The following is a 15,734-nucleotide window of genomic DNA, read 5'->3' on the forward strand; positions in this document are numbered from 1 at the left end:
CGGTGACATCCGCGTGACATGTGCGCCACGCAGAATCCGGCGCGACTGTGACAAAACCGTGACGGGGAACAAAACGACAATGCGGACATGGCGGGTTTTTCGTGAATTTTTTCTGTTGGGCTGGATCAGCTTCGGTGGTCCGGCCGCCCATGTGGGGTATTTTCATCGCCGTTTTGTCGGCACTCTGGGTTGGCTGGACGAGGAGGAGTTCGCCCGCCTGATGGCGTTGACCCAGTTTCTCCCCGGCCCGGCCTCCAGCCAACTGGGGTTCGCCATTGGCCGCCACCATGCCGGTTTGCCCGGTGCGCTGGCCGCGTTTCTCGGTTTTACCCTGCCGTCGTTTCTGATCATGGTGCTGGTGGCCCTGTTCGCCGCCCGCTGGGCCGGCGATCGACTGGACGGCGTGGTACAGGGGCTCAAGTGGCTGGCCGTGGTGGTGGTGGCCGACGCGGTCTGGAACATGGGGCGCCGTTTTTGTCCCGACACCCCGACCCGGGGACTGGCGCTGGCCACGGCGGTGTCCCTGTGGTGGTGGCCCGGCATTGTTACACAGCTCCTGGCCCTGTCGCTGGCGGCGCTGATCGGCGCCGGACGGCTGAAACGAACCGTGGAGACGGTCTCGCGGAGCGGTGCGGTCAAGGTCCGTCCGTTGCTGCTGTTCGCCGGATTGTGGGTGTTGTTCATGCTGGTCGGCGGGTTCTGGCTGCCGCGGGACTTTTATAGCGCCGGAGCCCTGGTGTTCGGTGGCGGCCATGTGGTGTTGCCGTTGTTGCAAGGTTTCGTCGGTGACCGCATTACCACCGACGCTTTTCTGACCGGCTATGCCGCCGCCCAGGCAGTGCCCGGACCGATGTTTTCCCTGGCCGCCTACCTGGGCGCTCTGCTGATGCCGGCGGCGCCCTGGTCCGGCGCGGCCCTGGCGACGGTGGCGATTTTCCTGCCTGGTTTTCTGCTGGTGTGGGCGTTGGCCGACGCCTGGCGCGGCCTGGCCAGTCGCCCGGCCATGGCCGGAGCGGTGGCCGGCATCAACGCGGCGGTGGTGGGCTTGCTGCTGGCGGCCCTCTACGACCCGGTGTTTCGCTCGGCGGTGGCCGGTGTGGGGGATTTCGCGGTGGTGGTGGCGGGATTCGTGTTATTGCGGTCGGGAAAGGTGCCCTTGCTCTGGCTGGTGGTGGGGATGGCGTTGTTGGGCTGGGCCGTCAGCGGCTTTTGAGGGAGGCGTTCTGAAAGAAGGGGCGCCAGACGGTTTCATTGTCGATGGCGGGGACCGCTCTTCTCAGGGCCGCCAGATCAAGTTGTTTGAACCAGGCCGCGGCCTCCTGACACTCCGGCAGGCTGTTTGAGCTGACATCAAACAGCAAGCTCAATTGCAGATCGTCATCCAGGCTGGCGATGGGTAAACGGTAACGGCTGTTGCAGGTCTTCCGTTGCTGGTTGATGCGCAGCTTCAATGCCGGGCCGGCCGCCGCCACTGTCTTGCCATATTCGTCCTCGGCGGGGGCATGAGGCCAGACGTCCTGGAGCGCGGGTGGATTGGCTTCGTCCCAACGTATAAGAAAGATCCGTATTGACACCGCTCCCTCTTGATCGAAGGAAAAAAAATCAAGCCTTGGGGGATGATCCGGTGACGCCATAGGAGCCGATCGGCCGTGGAATAAATCGTCGTCGGGATTGAACAGAGGGGTTAGTCGCTGTCCGAGAAAGGTCACGAATCCCGCATAGTCCTTTTGTCCCGTATCGGAGTCCACGGCGGGAATATATTCGCCCGCAAGTGACCGCAGGGGGAGCTCTTCCGTCCCCAGCTGTTTGATGATGCCAATGAAATCACCCGCCACCCGCGTATCGGGTGTTTCCGCCTTGGCAAGAATATAGGTATCGTCGATATCGCGTTCGGCCTGAATGTAATAGTAGCCGTTTGGCTCTCGCGCGATGTGGATATCGTGTCCGAGGCTGTGATGATCGGGATGATTGGAAAAAAAGTTCTTCGCCACTTTCCGCCGCTGGTATTTATCTTCATTGGTGGTGGCGAAGAGGGTCATTTCGTGGGCTTTGGGATCGCTTCCGTGCCGCTGCCAAACCTTGAATGCCACGGCATCGGACCTGGCTTCAGGATATCTGAGAACATAATTTCCGGGCAGCTTCAGCGACAGCATACCCTTGAAGGAGGTCTGCCATGTTGGCGTGGCTTTGGCCTGGGCAAGTTGCTGGAATATTTTTTGCGTCCGGTTGCGCGCATCGTGCCAATCGGTCTGGCGCCGCAGGAGTTCAGGGGCGTCCGGCTCGACCGGGACCAGCTTCAGTGCCTGGATACCGTTTATGTCGGTGGCGAGGTTGTCCTTACTTCGCTCTTTCAGCGCGTTGAGGTCACTCTCGTCCTTGATGTCCGGATAGCGATTGCCGAATAAGCCTTCTTCCTGAACAAAACGAATCGAACCGTTCGCCTCGGCAACATAATCCTTGCCATGACCACGCAACGGGAGAGCCTCTTTCTTGAACGGCACCATCAAATAACCGCGCAGTTTGGTCCCATCCGGTCCATAGAGCCGCATTACCGGCAGCAGGCGGTCAACCTCGGCCCAGGTGACCTCGGCATAGGAATCAAACTTGGAATTGATAGGCTGGGGCAGGTAGGTGCCCCCGGGCACATCACGGGCAATGGTAAGGGCGAGAATCACAGTGACCGGGATCAGCAACAGGATCGAGGCAAGGATCAAAAGCGCGCGTTTCATGATTGTGGTGTTGTCCGGCCTGTCTGTTTTTGTTGGCTCCACTATAACAATTCGAGGGCTATCGAGAGAGGGCGCATGGTTTGAATTGCCAACCGGCGTCGCTTGCTTCAAGCCCGGAACCATGATTCAATTCTTTGAAAGTGGGAATCAGGATTCCGATCATGGCATACCGGGAAACCGCGCAGGTGCGGGCACGCAAGGCGGCGCAGCGGGAGAATTTGCTGCGAACCGCCGAGACGCTGGTGCGTGAAGGTGGATTCGTCGCCATGACCATGCAGGCGGTGGCGGAACGCGCCGGGGTGGGTGTCGGCACGCTGTATCGCTATTTCGACAACAAGGCGACCCTGGCGGCGGAGGTGTTCCGCGTCGCCACCGAGCGGGAGGTCGAGGCCGTGGCGCGGGCCCTGTCCGGGCCGGGGGGCGCTGGTGCCCGTCTGGAGCAGGCGTTGCGGGTGTTCGCCGGTCGGGCCATGGCGGCGCCGAAACTGGCCTGGGCGTTGATTGCCGAACCGGTGGAACCGGAGGTGGATGCCGAGCGCCTGCATTATCGGGCCACCTACGCGGCGCTGTATCGGAATGTACTGGATCACGGCGTGGCCAGCGGCGAGCTGCCGGCCCAGGCCACCGCTCCCAGCGCCGGCCGAAGCCCTGGTGGGGCCACTGGCGGCGCCGCTGGCGGACGCCGCCCTGCCGGATCAGATGGTGGCCTTCTGCCTGCGGGCCGTGGGTGCCACGCCATCGCAATCGACACAACCACAACAAAACACCACCACAAGCGCCGTCGGCGCGGGAGGTCAATCATGAATGCTCAACACGATGCTTTGAACGTGGAGGCCCTGGCCGACACCCATGAGGTGTTCAACCAGTCCGGTGACCTGCAGGATTACAACGCCTATGACACCGACAATGCCCTGCGTGAGGCGGTACGCCGCCACGGTGCGGGCTGGGCGGAACCGGCGTTGTCCGCCCACGGTGCCAGGACCGGCAGCGCCGAGGTGATCGAATGGGGCTTCCTGGCCAACGAAAACAAACCGCGGTTTTTCTCTCACGACCGTCACGGTTACCGGGTGGACGAGGTGAAATATCACCCGGCCTATCACAACCTGATGGCGCTGGGGCTGGAGAGCGGCATCCACTCCGCGCCCTGGACCGATCCCAGGCCCGGCGCCCATGTGGCCCGGGCCGCGCGCAGCTACCTGCAGGCCCAGGCGGAAGCGGGCCATGGCTGCCCGCTGACCATGACCTTCGCGGCGGTGCCCTCGATCCGACTGACCCCATCCCTGGCCGAGGAATGGCTGCCGAAGATCCTCAACAACGGCTATGACCCGCGCAATGTGCCGCACTATGAAAAGCAATCCCTGACCATCGGCATGGGCATGACCGAGAAGCAGGGCGGCTCCGATGTGCGGGCCAACACCACGCGCGCTTATGCGATCGGCGCTGGCGGCCCCGGCGAGGCCTACGAACTGATTGGCCACAAGTGGTTCACCTCCGCGCCCATGTGCGATGCCTTCCTGGTATTGGCGCGGACCGAAAAGGGGCTGAGCTGTTTTCTGGTGCCGCGCTGGCGGCCCGACGGCAGCAAGAATCCGATTCAGGTGCAGCGCCTGAAAAACAAGGTGGGTAACGTCTCCAACGCCTCCTCCGAGATCGAGCTGCGCGGAGCCCTGGGGTGGATGGTCGGCGAGGAAGGCCGGGGCGTGCCGGCGATCATCGAGATGGTGGCGATGACCCGCTTCGACTGCATGATCGGTTCTTCGGCGGGGCAGCGTCAGGCGGTGGCACAGGCGGTTAATCACACCCAGGGCCGGGCCGCGTTCGGCAAGACGCTGATTGACCAACCGCTGATGCGCAACGTGCTGGCCGATCTGCAACTGGAAGTGGAAGGGTCCCTGGCCATCGCCATGCGCATGGGCGAGGCGCTGGACAATACCATGCTGGACAGTGGTAATGAGCAGGAACAATTGCTGTTGCGGTTGGGGCTGCCGGCGGGTAAGTACTGGATCTGCAAACGCACTCCGTTCCACGCCTATGAGGCGATGGAATGTCTGGGAGGGAACGGCGCCATCGAGGATTTCATGATGGCGCGTCTGTACCGGGAGGCGCCGATCAATGCGATCTGGGAGGGTTCCGGCAATGTGCAGGCGCTGGATATGCTGCGCGCTCTGGCGAAGACGCCGGGAGTTCTGGACGCGTGGTTCGCTGAACTGGGTAAGGCGGCCGGTGCCGACAGCCGTCTGGATCACGCCGTGGCGACGTTGAAGGGCGAGTTCTCCGATATGGCGGATGCGGAATATCGTGCCCGCGACATCGTCGACCGCCTGTCGCTGACGATGCAGGCCAGTCAATTGGTGGCCGCCGGCAACAGTGCCGTGGCGGAAGCCTTTATCGCCTCCCGCCTGGGTGAGCACGGTGACCGCAACTACGGCACTCTGCCGCGTGGTTTGGATCTGGATGCCATCCTGCAACGGGCCGATCCCTGGAGCGAATAGGCCGGTTCCACGAACTCCGCAACCCTTCGCTACGAAGCCGCTGTGGGAGACTGCCTAGGCAGCGAATTGTTTTCTCCGCTGGCAATATTCGCTTGCAAGCAAGCTTCCCACAGTGGCTCCGTGACTCTTCTCCGTGGGAAGCTGCGGAACGTGGTGGTGGCCCGCAATAGGTTCCGCGTTTCGTGCTCAGAGCTTGATGCGATCCAGCAGCTCGAACCACAGCGCCCGGTAGGCGTGGGCGGCCGGCGTGTGCGGGGCGAATTCCGCCACCGGTGCGCGATGATCGCCCATCTGCTCCACATGGGTGGAGTAGGGGATCCAGGTCTGCAGGCCGTTACGCATGATCGGCGGCCGTTTCACCAGCAACTCCAAATGCAGGGCCCGGCGCCGGTCCACCATGTTATAGAACGGGATCAGTTCCAGGTTCTTGAGCTTCTTGCTGTCCAGCCATTCCCGAACTTGTTCCAGGGCGCGCAGGGAAAGGTGCGTGGGGATCACCGGTACCACCAGGTAGTCGGCGGCGGAGAAAATGCTTTCCGCCACCGGGCTCAGGGTAGGGGGGCAATCCAGCAGCATTAATTCGTAGGTTTCGCCGAACGGCGCCACCAGTTGCCGCAACTGACCGCGACCGGTCTCCGCCAGCTTGAGGTCGGCATTGCGCAGGCTGAGGTCGGAGGGGATGGCGTCCAGCAGGGGCCAGCGGGTTTCCCGCTTCAGGTTGCCCATGGGCTGTTTGCCTTTGAGAACGGCGCCCGCTTTATAGCCGGCGCCGTCGTCGACACCGAGATAGAAACTGGCGGCGCCCTGGGGATCCAGATCCCAGAGCAGGGTGCGATGCTTCCAGCGGGCCGCGTGCCAGGCCACATTGATGGCCGTGGTGGTCTTGCCCACCCCTCCTTTCAGATTATAAAAGGCGATGGTTCGCATGATCGGCACTGATAGTGATGGACGGTGTCCGGCAGGCTAGCACGAACCGGCCGGTGTGTCCCGCCATGGTGGAGGAGGCGGCGCCCCGTTGTGGAGAGGTTCCTTGTCGAGCGTTCGCGCAGGGGCTTTAATCAGTGCTGGGGTCGCCGATACCACGAGGTACGGTGGGGGCGAGGGGGCCCTGGCCGGGGGAGGAGAGCCAGGGATCAGCATTCCAGGACACGGAGAAGCAGGATCCTGGCTCTTCGCGAGCTTTGAAACCTTCCGCTTTGAATCTCGCCGCGGACTACGAAGTCGCTGTGGGAGACTGCTTTAGCAGCGAATGAGCGCGCGGGGGCACAAATGGGCTGCTGATAACCGTGGGGCGGCAGGGGGACGAGGGACGATATGGGGGACACAGGGAAAGCGATGGGGGCGCAAGGAAACACGCTGATGGAAAAACGCCATCCGGTTTTTCTCAGCACCGGGTATCCGGATCCACTGGGGGTGCGTCAGAAGGTGCTGGCGCCGTTGTTGAATCAGGCGCTGATGCCCTTGGGGATGACGGCGTTGGATGACGGCGCCGATCATATGCCGCTGGCGCAGCGGTTGATCGATGACAGTGACTATGTGGTGTTGATTCTGGGTGGGCTGTACGGCGCTCTTTCGCCGCTGGGGCTGAGCCAGATGCACCGCGAATTTGTCTATGCCGCCACCAAGCGCAAGCCGGTGCTGGCGTTCATTCACGAAGCACCGTCGCTGTTGCCGGAAGCGGCACGGGAAGCATCCCGTGAAGGTGCCGTGCGGCGCGATGATTTTGCCCGCTTGCTGCAGGGCAAGGCTCGCTGCCATAGCTGGCGCGAACCGGTGGATCTGGTGGAGCGGCTGACACGGGTGCTGCCGGATTGGTTGCGAATCCATCCGGCCGCCGGCTGGGTCCGGCCCGGTAACGCTGGTGGTAGTGAGGGCGCCGTTTTGCGCCGACGGCTGGCGGCCCTGGAAGCCGAGCGCGAGCGCTGGCTGACGGAGCAAAGGCCGGCGGCGGCGGTACTGGCCCGCGGCGGCGATGCGGTGGAGCTGGAATACAGTTGCGCGGTGTATCAAGGGGGCGCCTGCAAGCTGACGCGGGCGTGCAGCCACTGGCAATGGGACGCGGTATTCGGCTCGCTGGCACCGAAGATGCTGGAGGGCGCCAGCGAGGTGGTGTTGCGCAAGGCTCTGGAGCAGGCGTTGACGCGGCGGGCGCTGGAGGAATTGAAACCCCGTTTTCCGGAGGCCCACGCGGTGCGCAATGTGACGCTCGCGGAGCCGGTGCTGCAGCAGATCAAGGTGCAGCTACGGGCGCTGGGTTTGATCCGTCACGATGAGAGAGGGGTCGGGCCGGGTTGCTGGCGGCTCACCGCGACCGGTGACGCCGCCATGACCCAATTGCTGGCGCGGCGCCGCGAAGGGGGGTAGAGGTTATTACGGAGCCGCTGTGGGAAGCTTGCTTGCAAGCGAATGGGACAATGCCGGAGGCCGTGTTCGCCAGCAAGCTGGTCTCCCACGGAGTGTGCCACGAAGCCGCTGTGGGAGGCTTGCTTGCAAGCGAATGGGACAATGCCGGAGGCCGTGTTCGCCAGCAAGCTGGTCTCCCACGGAGTGTGCCATGAAGCCGCTGTGGGAAGCTTGCTTGCAAGCGAATGGGACAACACCAGAGGACCGACATTTGCCAGTAAACTAGCTCCCACAGCGGCTCCGTAGTCTGGGCAGTGAAACCCGGGCGCTCAACGCCCGGCCAGCTTCTCCTTGAGTGCTTCCACCACCTGATCCAGCGGCAGGTCCTCATTGTCTTCCGCGCCCCGGCGCTTGTATTCCAGCACGCCACGGTCCAGTCCTTTTTCCGCCACCAGAATACGGTGGGGGATGCCGAGCAGTTCGGAGTCGCTGAATTTCACGCCCACCCGTTCTTTCTCGCGGTCGTCGTAAAGCACCTCGATACCAGCCTCGGTGAGCGTCTGATAGAGCTGCTCGGCGGTGTCTTTTTCGCGCGGGCTTTTCTTCGGATTGAGCGGCATCAGTACCACCTGGAACGGGGCGATGGCTTCGGGCCAGATGATGCCGCGCTCGTCGTGGTTCTGCTCGATGGCGGCCGCCACGATGCGGCTGACGCCGATGCCGTAGCAGCCCATCGGCATGGTCACCGCCTTGCCGTTTTCGTCCAGCACGGTGGCGTTGAGGGCCTCGGAGTATTTGGTGCCGAGCTGGAAGATGTGGCCCACTTCGATGCCGCGTTTGATCACCAGGGTTCCCTGGCCATCCGGGCTCGGGTCGCCGTTCACCACCTTACGCAGATCGGCCACTTCCGGCAGCGCCACGTCGCGCTCCCAGTTGATATTGAAATAGTGCTTGCCGTCCTGGTTGGCACCGGCGCCGAAGTCGCTCATCTTCGCCACGGTGCGGTCGACGATGCAGGGGATCGGCAGGTTCACAGGCCCCAGGGAGCCAGGACCGGCGCCGACGGCGGCGCGGATCTCTGCTTCCTCGGCGAAGGTTAGCGGCGCCGCCACCCCTTCCAGTTTTTCCGCTTTGACGTCGTTCAACTCATGGTCGCCACGAACCAGCAGGGCCACCAGGCCGCCCTCGGCCCCTTTCACCACCAGGGTTTTCACAGTCTTCTCGATGGGCAGGTCGAATTGCGCCACCAACTGCTCGATGGTTTTGGCGTCGGGCGTGTCCACCAGCGTCATTTCGGCGCCGGGCGCCGGGCGCTCGCCAGCGGGGGGCAGCGCTTCGGCCAGCTCCACGTTGGCGGCGTAGTCGGAGGTGTCGGAGAAGGCGATGTCGTCCTCGCCGGAGGCCGCCAGCACATGGAACTCATGGCTGGGGGCGCTTCCACCGGGCGGTAGTCCAGCCCCAGGCGATCGAAGATCGCGCAGTAGGCGCGGTGCATGTCCTGGTAGGTCTCGGCCAGCGATTCCGCGTTCAGGTGGAAGGAATAGGCGTCCTTCATGGTGAACTCACGGGAACGCATGACGCCGAAACGCGGGCGGATCTCGTCGCGGAATTTGGTCTGGATCTGATAGAAATTAAGCGGCAACTGCTTGTAGCTGTGGATCTCGTTGCGCGCCAGATCGGTGATCACTTCTTCATGGGTTGGTCCCAGGCAGAAGCCATTGTCGTGGCGGTCGTTGATGCGAAGCAATTCAGGGCCGTAGGCGCTGTCACGGCCGGATTCCTGCCACAGCTCGATCGGTTGCACTACTGGCATCAATACTTCCTGGGCGCCGGCTCGCTCCATTTCCTCTCGCACGATCCGCTCCACCTTGCGCAGCACGCGCAGGCCGCTGGGCAGCCAGATGTAGAGACCGGATGCCAGTTTGCGGATCATACCCGCGCGCAGCATCAACTGGTGACTGATGACCACCGCGTCGGCGGGGGTCTCCTTGACGGTGGCAAGCAAATAGCGGGAAGTACGCATAATTTGTACGAATCCGGATCAATAAGGTGCGATTGACGGTGCCGAAGCGTTAAGTGGGCTATTCTACATAGTCGGCCCGGCGCTGACACCGGTAGGCTTCCTGTCAAAGCGGGCCTCTGGCACTATCTACGCACTATTCACTTATTCACTACTTACTATTCGTTTGCCATCGCCGATTTGAGAGAGAAGGAAGACAACAGTGCTGAGCGCGCAGGAAGTACAGACCATTATGTACAACGGCTTGCCTTCGGCGGCCGATACCGCTTTGCAGGTGGAATGGGTGGAAGGGAACCGGGCGCGGGTGCGCTATCCGTTCCAGCCGTCGATGATTCGCCCCGGCGGCACCATTTCCGGCCCGACCATGATGGGACTGGCGGATTCCGCCATGTACGCGGCGATTCTCGGTCGGCTCGGGGCGCTGGAAATGGCGGTGACGCAGAATCTGAATATCAACTTTCTCAGCAAGCCGGCGCCGGTGGACATGATCGCCGACGCCGAAATCATCCGGCTGGGACGGCGCTCGGCGGTGCTTGAGGTGCGTCTCTACAGTGTCGACAGCGATGACATGGTGGCCCATGTCACCGGTATTTACGCGCTGCCGGCGGCTACCTGAACTCCTTCTCCCAAATCAGATCGAGCGCCTGATTCTTGCTGCTCGACTGGGCTTCCAGGTGTAACTGCCGGGTCAGGGTGTAGCGCAGCATCACCGTGGATATGGCATCGAAAATCCCCACCGCGTAGGTCAGATACAGGCGCTCGGAGATCTGCTTGCCGAGCATCAGCGCGGCGTCCTCGGTGCCGCCCCAGTCGCTGCCAATGGTGACCTCATCCAGACCCAGGGTCTCGCTGAGTTTGCGGGTCACGCCGCTGCCCTGCAGGCCATAGATCGCCAGCGCCTGGGCCACCATGGCGGCGTCGGTCTGATTGGCGTTGCTGAGCCCGCGGCCGGTGAGCAGATAGGACATGGCCTCGCTTTCTTCCAGGGTCGGGTCGGAGAAGATCCGCGCCTTCGGTTGCTGCAAGGTGCCGCTGATACGCACCCCCACCACCAGGCTTTCACTGGGAATCTTGCGGATGGCGAGGATATCCAGGCCCGGGTTCTCCGGCGGTCCCTGGAACATCAGACGGCCATTGTCGATGGCCAGATTCTGGCCGTAGGCGCGGTAGCGGCCTTCCTTGATGGTCAGGTTGCCGTTGAGCTGGGCCGGCTGATCCACTTTCTGACTTACTCGCAGCTCGCCGCCCAAGATGGCGGTGAGACCGAAGCCCTCGAAGCTGACCTTGTCGCCCAGTACCACGTCCACCGACATGGCGAAGGGCAGCGGCGCACGGTCTTCGGTCTCGGCGTCGATAATCACCTGGTCCGCACTCACCGACACCGCGCTTTCCGGTAGTTCGCGGGGCTCAAGGTGAGCCTCGGGCACGGTCAGGGTGCCGTCCAGGGTGAGATCCTGACCGTTGCCCTGAAGCCGCAGGGCCGGGCTGACCCAGACCTTGGCGTCCGGGCGGTTGGCCACCTTCAGACGCTCGCCATCGATGTTGAGCGTGACCGCCAGCGGTGATACCTCCGGACGCCATTCGCCGTCCAGGGTCAGGGTGCCTTCGCCGAACCGGGCGCGCCCGCCCAGTCGCAAGCCGGCGGCATCTCCGGCGGCGGTAAAGGTGATTTCCTCCATGGCGATCCCCAGTTCCGGCACACTGGCGTGGCCGCCGGTGAGATCGATCTGGCCGCTTAACCGTGGCGCGTCCTGCGTGCCACTGAGGTTCAATTCGCCACGGACGGCGCCGTTCAACTCGCCGATTTGCGGGATCAGGGCGGCGAAGTCATCGAGTTTGGGAATATCCAGACGCAGCCGGCCGTCAACCGGAGCCGCCGCGCTCAGGCGAGTGTTCAGCTCCGCGTCCAGGGAGCCGTGTCCGGCCACCACCAGGGCCAGTTGGCTGGCCAGGTTGCCCCGTTCCAGGGTGCCGTCGAGACGGGCGGTATCCAGGTTGAAGACATGGTCCTGTCCGGTATCGCGCACGATGAGCCGGGTGTGGTCGGCGCTCAGGGTCCATTCGCCGTTGGCGGCGGCCAGGGTGCCGGAGAAACGGCTGTCCAGGTTGATCTCGCCGGCCAGACTGAGTTGATCTCCGAGCCAGGGATTGAACAGGGTCAGCGGCAAACGGGCGAGTCGGGCCTCGGCGTTGAAACGGCCGCCGTCCCCGTGTTCACCGCCCAGACACAGGCGGCCCTCGCCGCTCTGACGTTGCAGACACAGTGTCTCCAGTTGCTGCCGGGTGGCACTGACGCTGAACGGCGCCGGTGCATCCAGTACCCAGTTGCCGGCGCGCGGTTCACCCAGTCGCCACTGTTCGATCCGGCCGTGCCAGCGCCAGTCCTGACTCAGAGCTGCCTGTAGGGCGAGTTCCAGCTCGGCGGCGTCCTGGTGGGCGGCGAGTGTCACCCGATGAGCCGCGCGGGTGCCCTGGACCGCCAGCGTCAATTGCTGCAGGCGCTGTTCAGCGCCCTGGCTTACCGGGCCCAGGGTCAGGGTCAGGCTTTGCCGGCCGTTGCCGGTTGTGAGATTGCTGAAGCGGGCATCAAGACGGGGCAGGTGCCAATCCTCCCAGGCCAGTTGCCGGCCGCCCAGGTCGCCGCTGAGCAGCGGGTTTTCCAGGGTGCCGGCCAACCGCCAGCGCAGGTCAAGGGCGCCGCGGGCCTGGCCTTGCCACGCCGACAAATCCGCCACCGCGGCGGTTCCCGCCAGCGCCAGCCGCTCTCCCACTTTGCCTTCGGCGGTGATCCGGTCCTGGCCCCAGCGGCCGGTCAACGTCAGACTCAGCTCGCCGCCGGCGGGCTGGCTGGCCTTGCCGGTCAGCGATACCGGTTTTTTCCGCAGCGTGCCGGTGAGCGACAGGGGATCGACGCTGACACGCCAGTCCTGGTCGCGCCAATGTCCCTTGCTCCGTGCGCGCAGGGTCAGATTGCCGGGCCAGTCCGGGGCCACCAGCGCCGGGTCTAGCGCCTCGCCGTCGACGTTGAGGTCCCAGGCCACGCCATTCTCATAGGACAGGCTGCCGGAGGCGCTGAGGTGCTGGCCAGCGCCGTCCAGATTCAACGTCGTCAAGGCCAGGGACCGGGTGCTGGCGGTGGCGTCCAGATTCAGCATGAGCGGGTGGCCGTCCGCTTCCAGATCGGCATTGCCCTGGATGTCGAGGGCATCGAGCGTGCCCACGGTGGTCAGCTTGCCGGCGCCCAGTTGCACCGGCACCGGAGTATCCACTGGCAGCGCCTGGGCCGGCCATTCATGGATCAGATCCAGGCTCAGGGTCTGATCCCGCCAGGCCAGGCTGCCGTTGCTGCTCAATGTCAGCGGCGCGCTGAGGTCGTGGCTGATGTTCAGTTTGTCCAGATCGCCACGGAAGATCAGACGGCCGCCCAGTTGCGGTGCCACATCGTCACCGGCGGCGGGGCGGCGCCAGAGCAGGTCGCCCTGGGCTGGAAACGGAGTGTGCAGATTGCCGGAGAGACTGGCGTCCAGGCGGGTGTCGGCCACGGTGAGCGCGATCCGGGGCAGGTTCAGCCGTTGCCAGGCGGCCCATTGCTGCCCTTCCAGATCCCGCAATTGCAAATCGGTGGCGCCTTCCAGAATCAGTTCCTTCAGCGAGAAGGTATCAATGCGCACGCCCAGCGGCAGGGCGACGCTTTCGGGCATGGCGAATGGCGTGTCGTCCGGTTGCTGATCCGCGGGGGAGGGCGGTATATGCACCCGTACCTGGTCGGCATGCAGTTCGCCCAGGTAGAGCCAGCCGCGCAGGGCTTCCAATGGCACCAGCGAGAGGCGCAGCTGGTGCAGGTCCACCACCAGCTCATCCTGACGGTACTGCAAATGCGCCACCTCCGCGCCGCCGAGCAGATTGCCTTGCCAGCCTTCAATGGTGAGTTCACCGGGCAGAACCGGCTTGACCTGTTCCAGCACCCAAAGATTGCCGGCGCGGGAGGCCAGTAGTCCGTAGACGCCAGCGATCAGCAGCAACGGCAGCAGGATCATGATCAGCAGGGCCATGCGTAGCCAACGCCAGCGCTTCACAGGTCCGGCCCCATGCTCAGGTGCAGCCGCCAGGTGTCGCCGCCGCTCAGACCACGGGCCAGATCCAGACGGATTGGCCCCAGTGGTGAGCGCCAGCGCACGCCGAAACCGGCGCTGCGTTCCACATCGTAGTCGTTGAAGTCATTAAAGGCGTTACCGGCGTCGGAGAACACCGCCAGGCTCCATTGCCGGCTGATCGGACGATCGTACTCGACGCTGGTCACCAGCAAGTGGCGTCCGCCGATGACGTCATCGTCGTCGTTGGTGGGGCCGAGGGATTCGTAGGCAAAACCGCGCACGCTGGAGTCACCGCCGGCGAAGAAACGCAAGGAGGCGGGCAGATTGCGCACGTTGTCGATCTCGGTGTAGCCGACTTCGGCACGGGTCAGCAGGCGGCCCTTGCCCAGCGGGACAACCAGTTTGGCCCAGCTGTCCGCCTGCACGAAACTGGACGACGACGCCATCGACTCATGGGCACCGCGCACCTTGATCCCCAGCCGCCACCCCCAGCGCGGGTAGATCGGATCGTCGGCGTGGACGCGGCTGATCTGGATGCCGGGCATGATCAGTTCGATGTGATCGGCCTGATCGGCCACATCGAAATTCTCCTGCAGGTATTCCAGCGAGGTGGTGACCACCCACTTGGACGGCAACTCGCGAATGTAATCGACCCCGGTGCTGAGAGTTTCACTTTCCCGGGTGTCGGTGATCTCGTTGAGGTAGCGGGCGTGCAGATCCAGCCGTTCGGTATTGGGATCGCGCAGGGGAATCTGGTAGTTGGCGCCCACCCCCTGACGCAGATCGGACAGCTCGGTTTCCGCCCGGGCGCGATGGCCGGCGCTGTTGACGCGGCGGTTCTCGATCCCCAGCCGCAGCCGGGGACCGGTATCGGTGCTGACCCCGACGCCGGTGAGCAGCGCCCAGCGGTTGCGCATGGTCAGGTTGACACCGACATCGATGGTCTTGCTGTCGGGGTTGACCTGGCGACGCTCCAGCCGCGCGGCGCTGAAATAGCTGGTGCCCATATAAGCCTGTTGGGTCGCCAGCAAACGTTCGTTATTGAAGGGCTCGCCGCTGGTGAAACGCAGATAGGCATGGACCAGACGCGGCTCCAGCGGGACTTCGTTGATGGTGATCTCTCCGACGCTGTAGCGCGGTCCGCTGTCCACCACCATGACCACCCTGGCCCGATGCCGGGCGCGATCCACTTCCAGGCGGTGGGTGGAGAGACTGCCCTCGGCGTAGCCCCGGTCGATCAGCAGCTGTTGCAGTCGGCGTTTCAGGGCCTCATAGCGATCGTGGCGTAACGGATCGCCGGGGGAAAGGTTCGCCTTGTCGATGGCATTCTGAAAAGCGGGATCCTGCTGCGCCTCGCCATTGAAGGTGATCGACAGGGTTTCCACGGTGGTGCGGGGGCCAGGGGTGATGGTGAGAGTAACACCGAAGCAGGCCTCGCCGCTGGCGTCCCGCCACTGTGGCACGATGTCCGGCTGATAATAGCCGAGAGCCTGCATGGCTTCTTCCGAGCGGCCACGAACCTGGCGCAGAATCAACGCCTTCTGGCCGGGGCCCGGCTGGCAGACGGCATCGTCCAGGCCGACCAGTACCCGCACATTGTCGCGCACGTCGTCACGCAGATCGCCATTGATGGTCAGTACCGGTTCTTGCTCCGCCGCCCGGGCCGGAGCGTTGACGGCAAAAGTCAGCACCAGAGGCAGCCCTGAGAGCAGGGCGCGAAGCGCGAGGGGCCGGCGGCGGCGTTCGGTCCTCATAGGGCGATGACAACTCGACAGTCAGACAACGGGTGATCGGATTCCGGCCGCCGGTGGCCGGTTCGGCGGTGATTGGGGCGAGGCGTTCGTGTAACGGTATTCCGGTGGTGAAAAAGGCTGTCCCTGATCATGACGCTACTACTTCGATTTCGCCCCTTGCTTGGCCTGGACGATGGGCCCGGCCCCTGACTCTGGAAAGACTACTGGAGGAGTTTAAAGGAAAGCCAGCAGTAGAGGGATTCTTTCACATTTGAGCCGGACGCCGGACGCTAGACGCTAGACGCTAAAGTCAAAACCCGGGG

8 protein-coding genes and 1 pseudogene are annotated in these 15,734 nt (G+C 63.8%); 4 read left to right on the forward strand and 5 right to left on the reverse strand.

Annotation, left to right across the window (positions count from 1 at the left end; genetic code table 11):
* Nucleotides 1–79 precede the first annotated feature (79 nt).
* Nucleotides 80–1,213, forward strand: coding sequence for a chromate efflux transporter (gene chrA / locus A6D6_RS17735; RefSeq protein WP_159661447.1), 1,134 nt, complete (start codon nucleotides 80–82; stop codon nucleotides 1,211–1,213).
* Here chrA and A6D6_RS17740 read toward each other — a convergent pair.
* Entirely contained in the window at nucleotides 1,200–2,729 is a 1,530-nt protein-coding gene (locus A6D6_RS17740) for a hypothetical protein (RefSeq protein WP_159661448.1), read from the reverse strand. The two genes, chrA and A6D6_RS17740, sit on opposite strands and share 14 nt — an antisense overlap.
* An 800-nt stretch (nucleotides 2,730–3,529) precedes the next feature.
* Here A6D6_RS17740 and A6D6_RS17750 point away from each other — a divergent pair.
* Nucleotides 3,530–5,221, forward strand: a complete 1,692-nt coding sequence (locus A6D6_RS17750) for an acyl-CoA dehydrogenase family protein (RefSeq protein WP_159661449.1) — start codon at nucleotides 3,530–3,532, stop codon at nucleotides 5,219–5,221.
* A gap of 186 nt (nucleotides 5,222–5,407) precedes the next feature.
* Here the strand turns inward: A6D6_RS17750 and A6D6_RS17755 are convergent, their stop codons facing one another.
* The gene (locus A6D6_RS17755) at nucleotides 5,408–6,148 is read right to left on the reverse strand and encodes a ParA family protein (RefSeq protein WP_133493523.1); all 741 of its coding nucleotides are present in this window, start codon (nucleotides 6,146–6,148) and stop codon (nucleotides 5,408–5,410) included.
* Nucleotides 6,149–6,580: 432 nt separating this feature from the next.
* Between A6D6_RS17755 and A6D6_RS17760 the strand changes: the two genes are divergently transcribed.
* The gene (locus tag A6D6_RS17760; RefSeq protein WP_159661450.1) at nucleotides 6,581–7,585 is read left to right on the forward strand and encodes a DUF4062 domain-containing protein; all 1,005 of its coding nucleotides are present in this window, start codon (nucleotides 6,581–6,583) and stop codon (nucleotides 7,583–7,585) included.
* 308 nt (nucleotides 7,586–7,893) lie between these two features.
* Here A6D6_RS17760 and A6D6_RS17765 read toward each other — a convergent pair.
* Nucleotides 7,894–9,587, reverse strand: a pseudogene (locus A6D6_RS17765) (proline--tRNA ligase).
* Between the two features lie 199 nt (nucleotides 9,588–9,786).
* Between A6D6_RS17765 and A6D6_RS17770 the strand changes: the two are divergent.
* Entirely contained in the window at nucleotides 9,787–10,200 is a 414-nt protein-coding gene (locus tag A6D6_RS17770; RefSeq protein ID WP_133493595.1) for a PaaI family thioesterase, read from the forward strand.
* On the opposite strand, the gene A6D6_RS17775 is transcribed toward A6D6_RS17770, so the two are convergent.
* Nucleotides 10,193–13,660 (reverse strand): translocation/assembly module TamB domain-containing protein, encoded by a 3,468-nt coding sequence (locus A6D6_RS17775; RefSeq protein ID WP_159661451.1) that lies wholly within the window; start codon nucleotides 13,658–13,660, stop codon nucleotides 10,193–10,195. The genes A6D6_RS17770 and A6D6_RS17775 overlap by 8 nt on opposite strands.
* Entirely contained in the window at nucleotides 13,657–15,369 is a 1,713-nt protein-coding gene (locus A6D6_RS17780) for an autotransporter assembly complex protein TamA (RefSeq protein WP_236564154.1), read from the reverse strand. Before A6D6_RS17780 ends, A6D6_RS17775 begins: the two co-directional genes overlap by 4 nt.
* Between the last annotated feature and the right edge of the window lie 365 nt (nucleotides 15,370–15,734).

It is taken from the genome of Alcanivorax xiamenensis, assembly GCF_009846745.1.
GTDB lineage: Bacteria > Pseudomonadota > Gammaproteobacteria > Pseudomonadales > Alcanivoracaceae > Alloalcanivorax > Alloalcanivorax xiamenensis.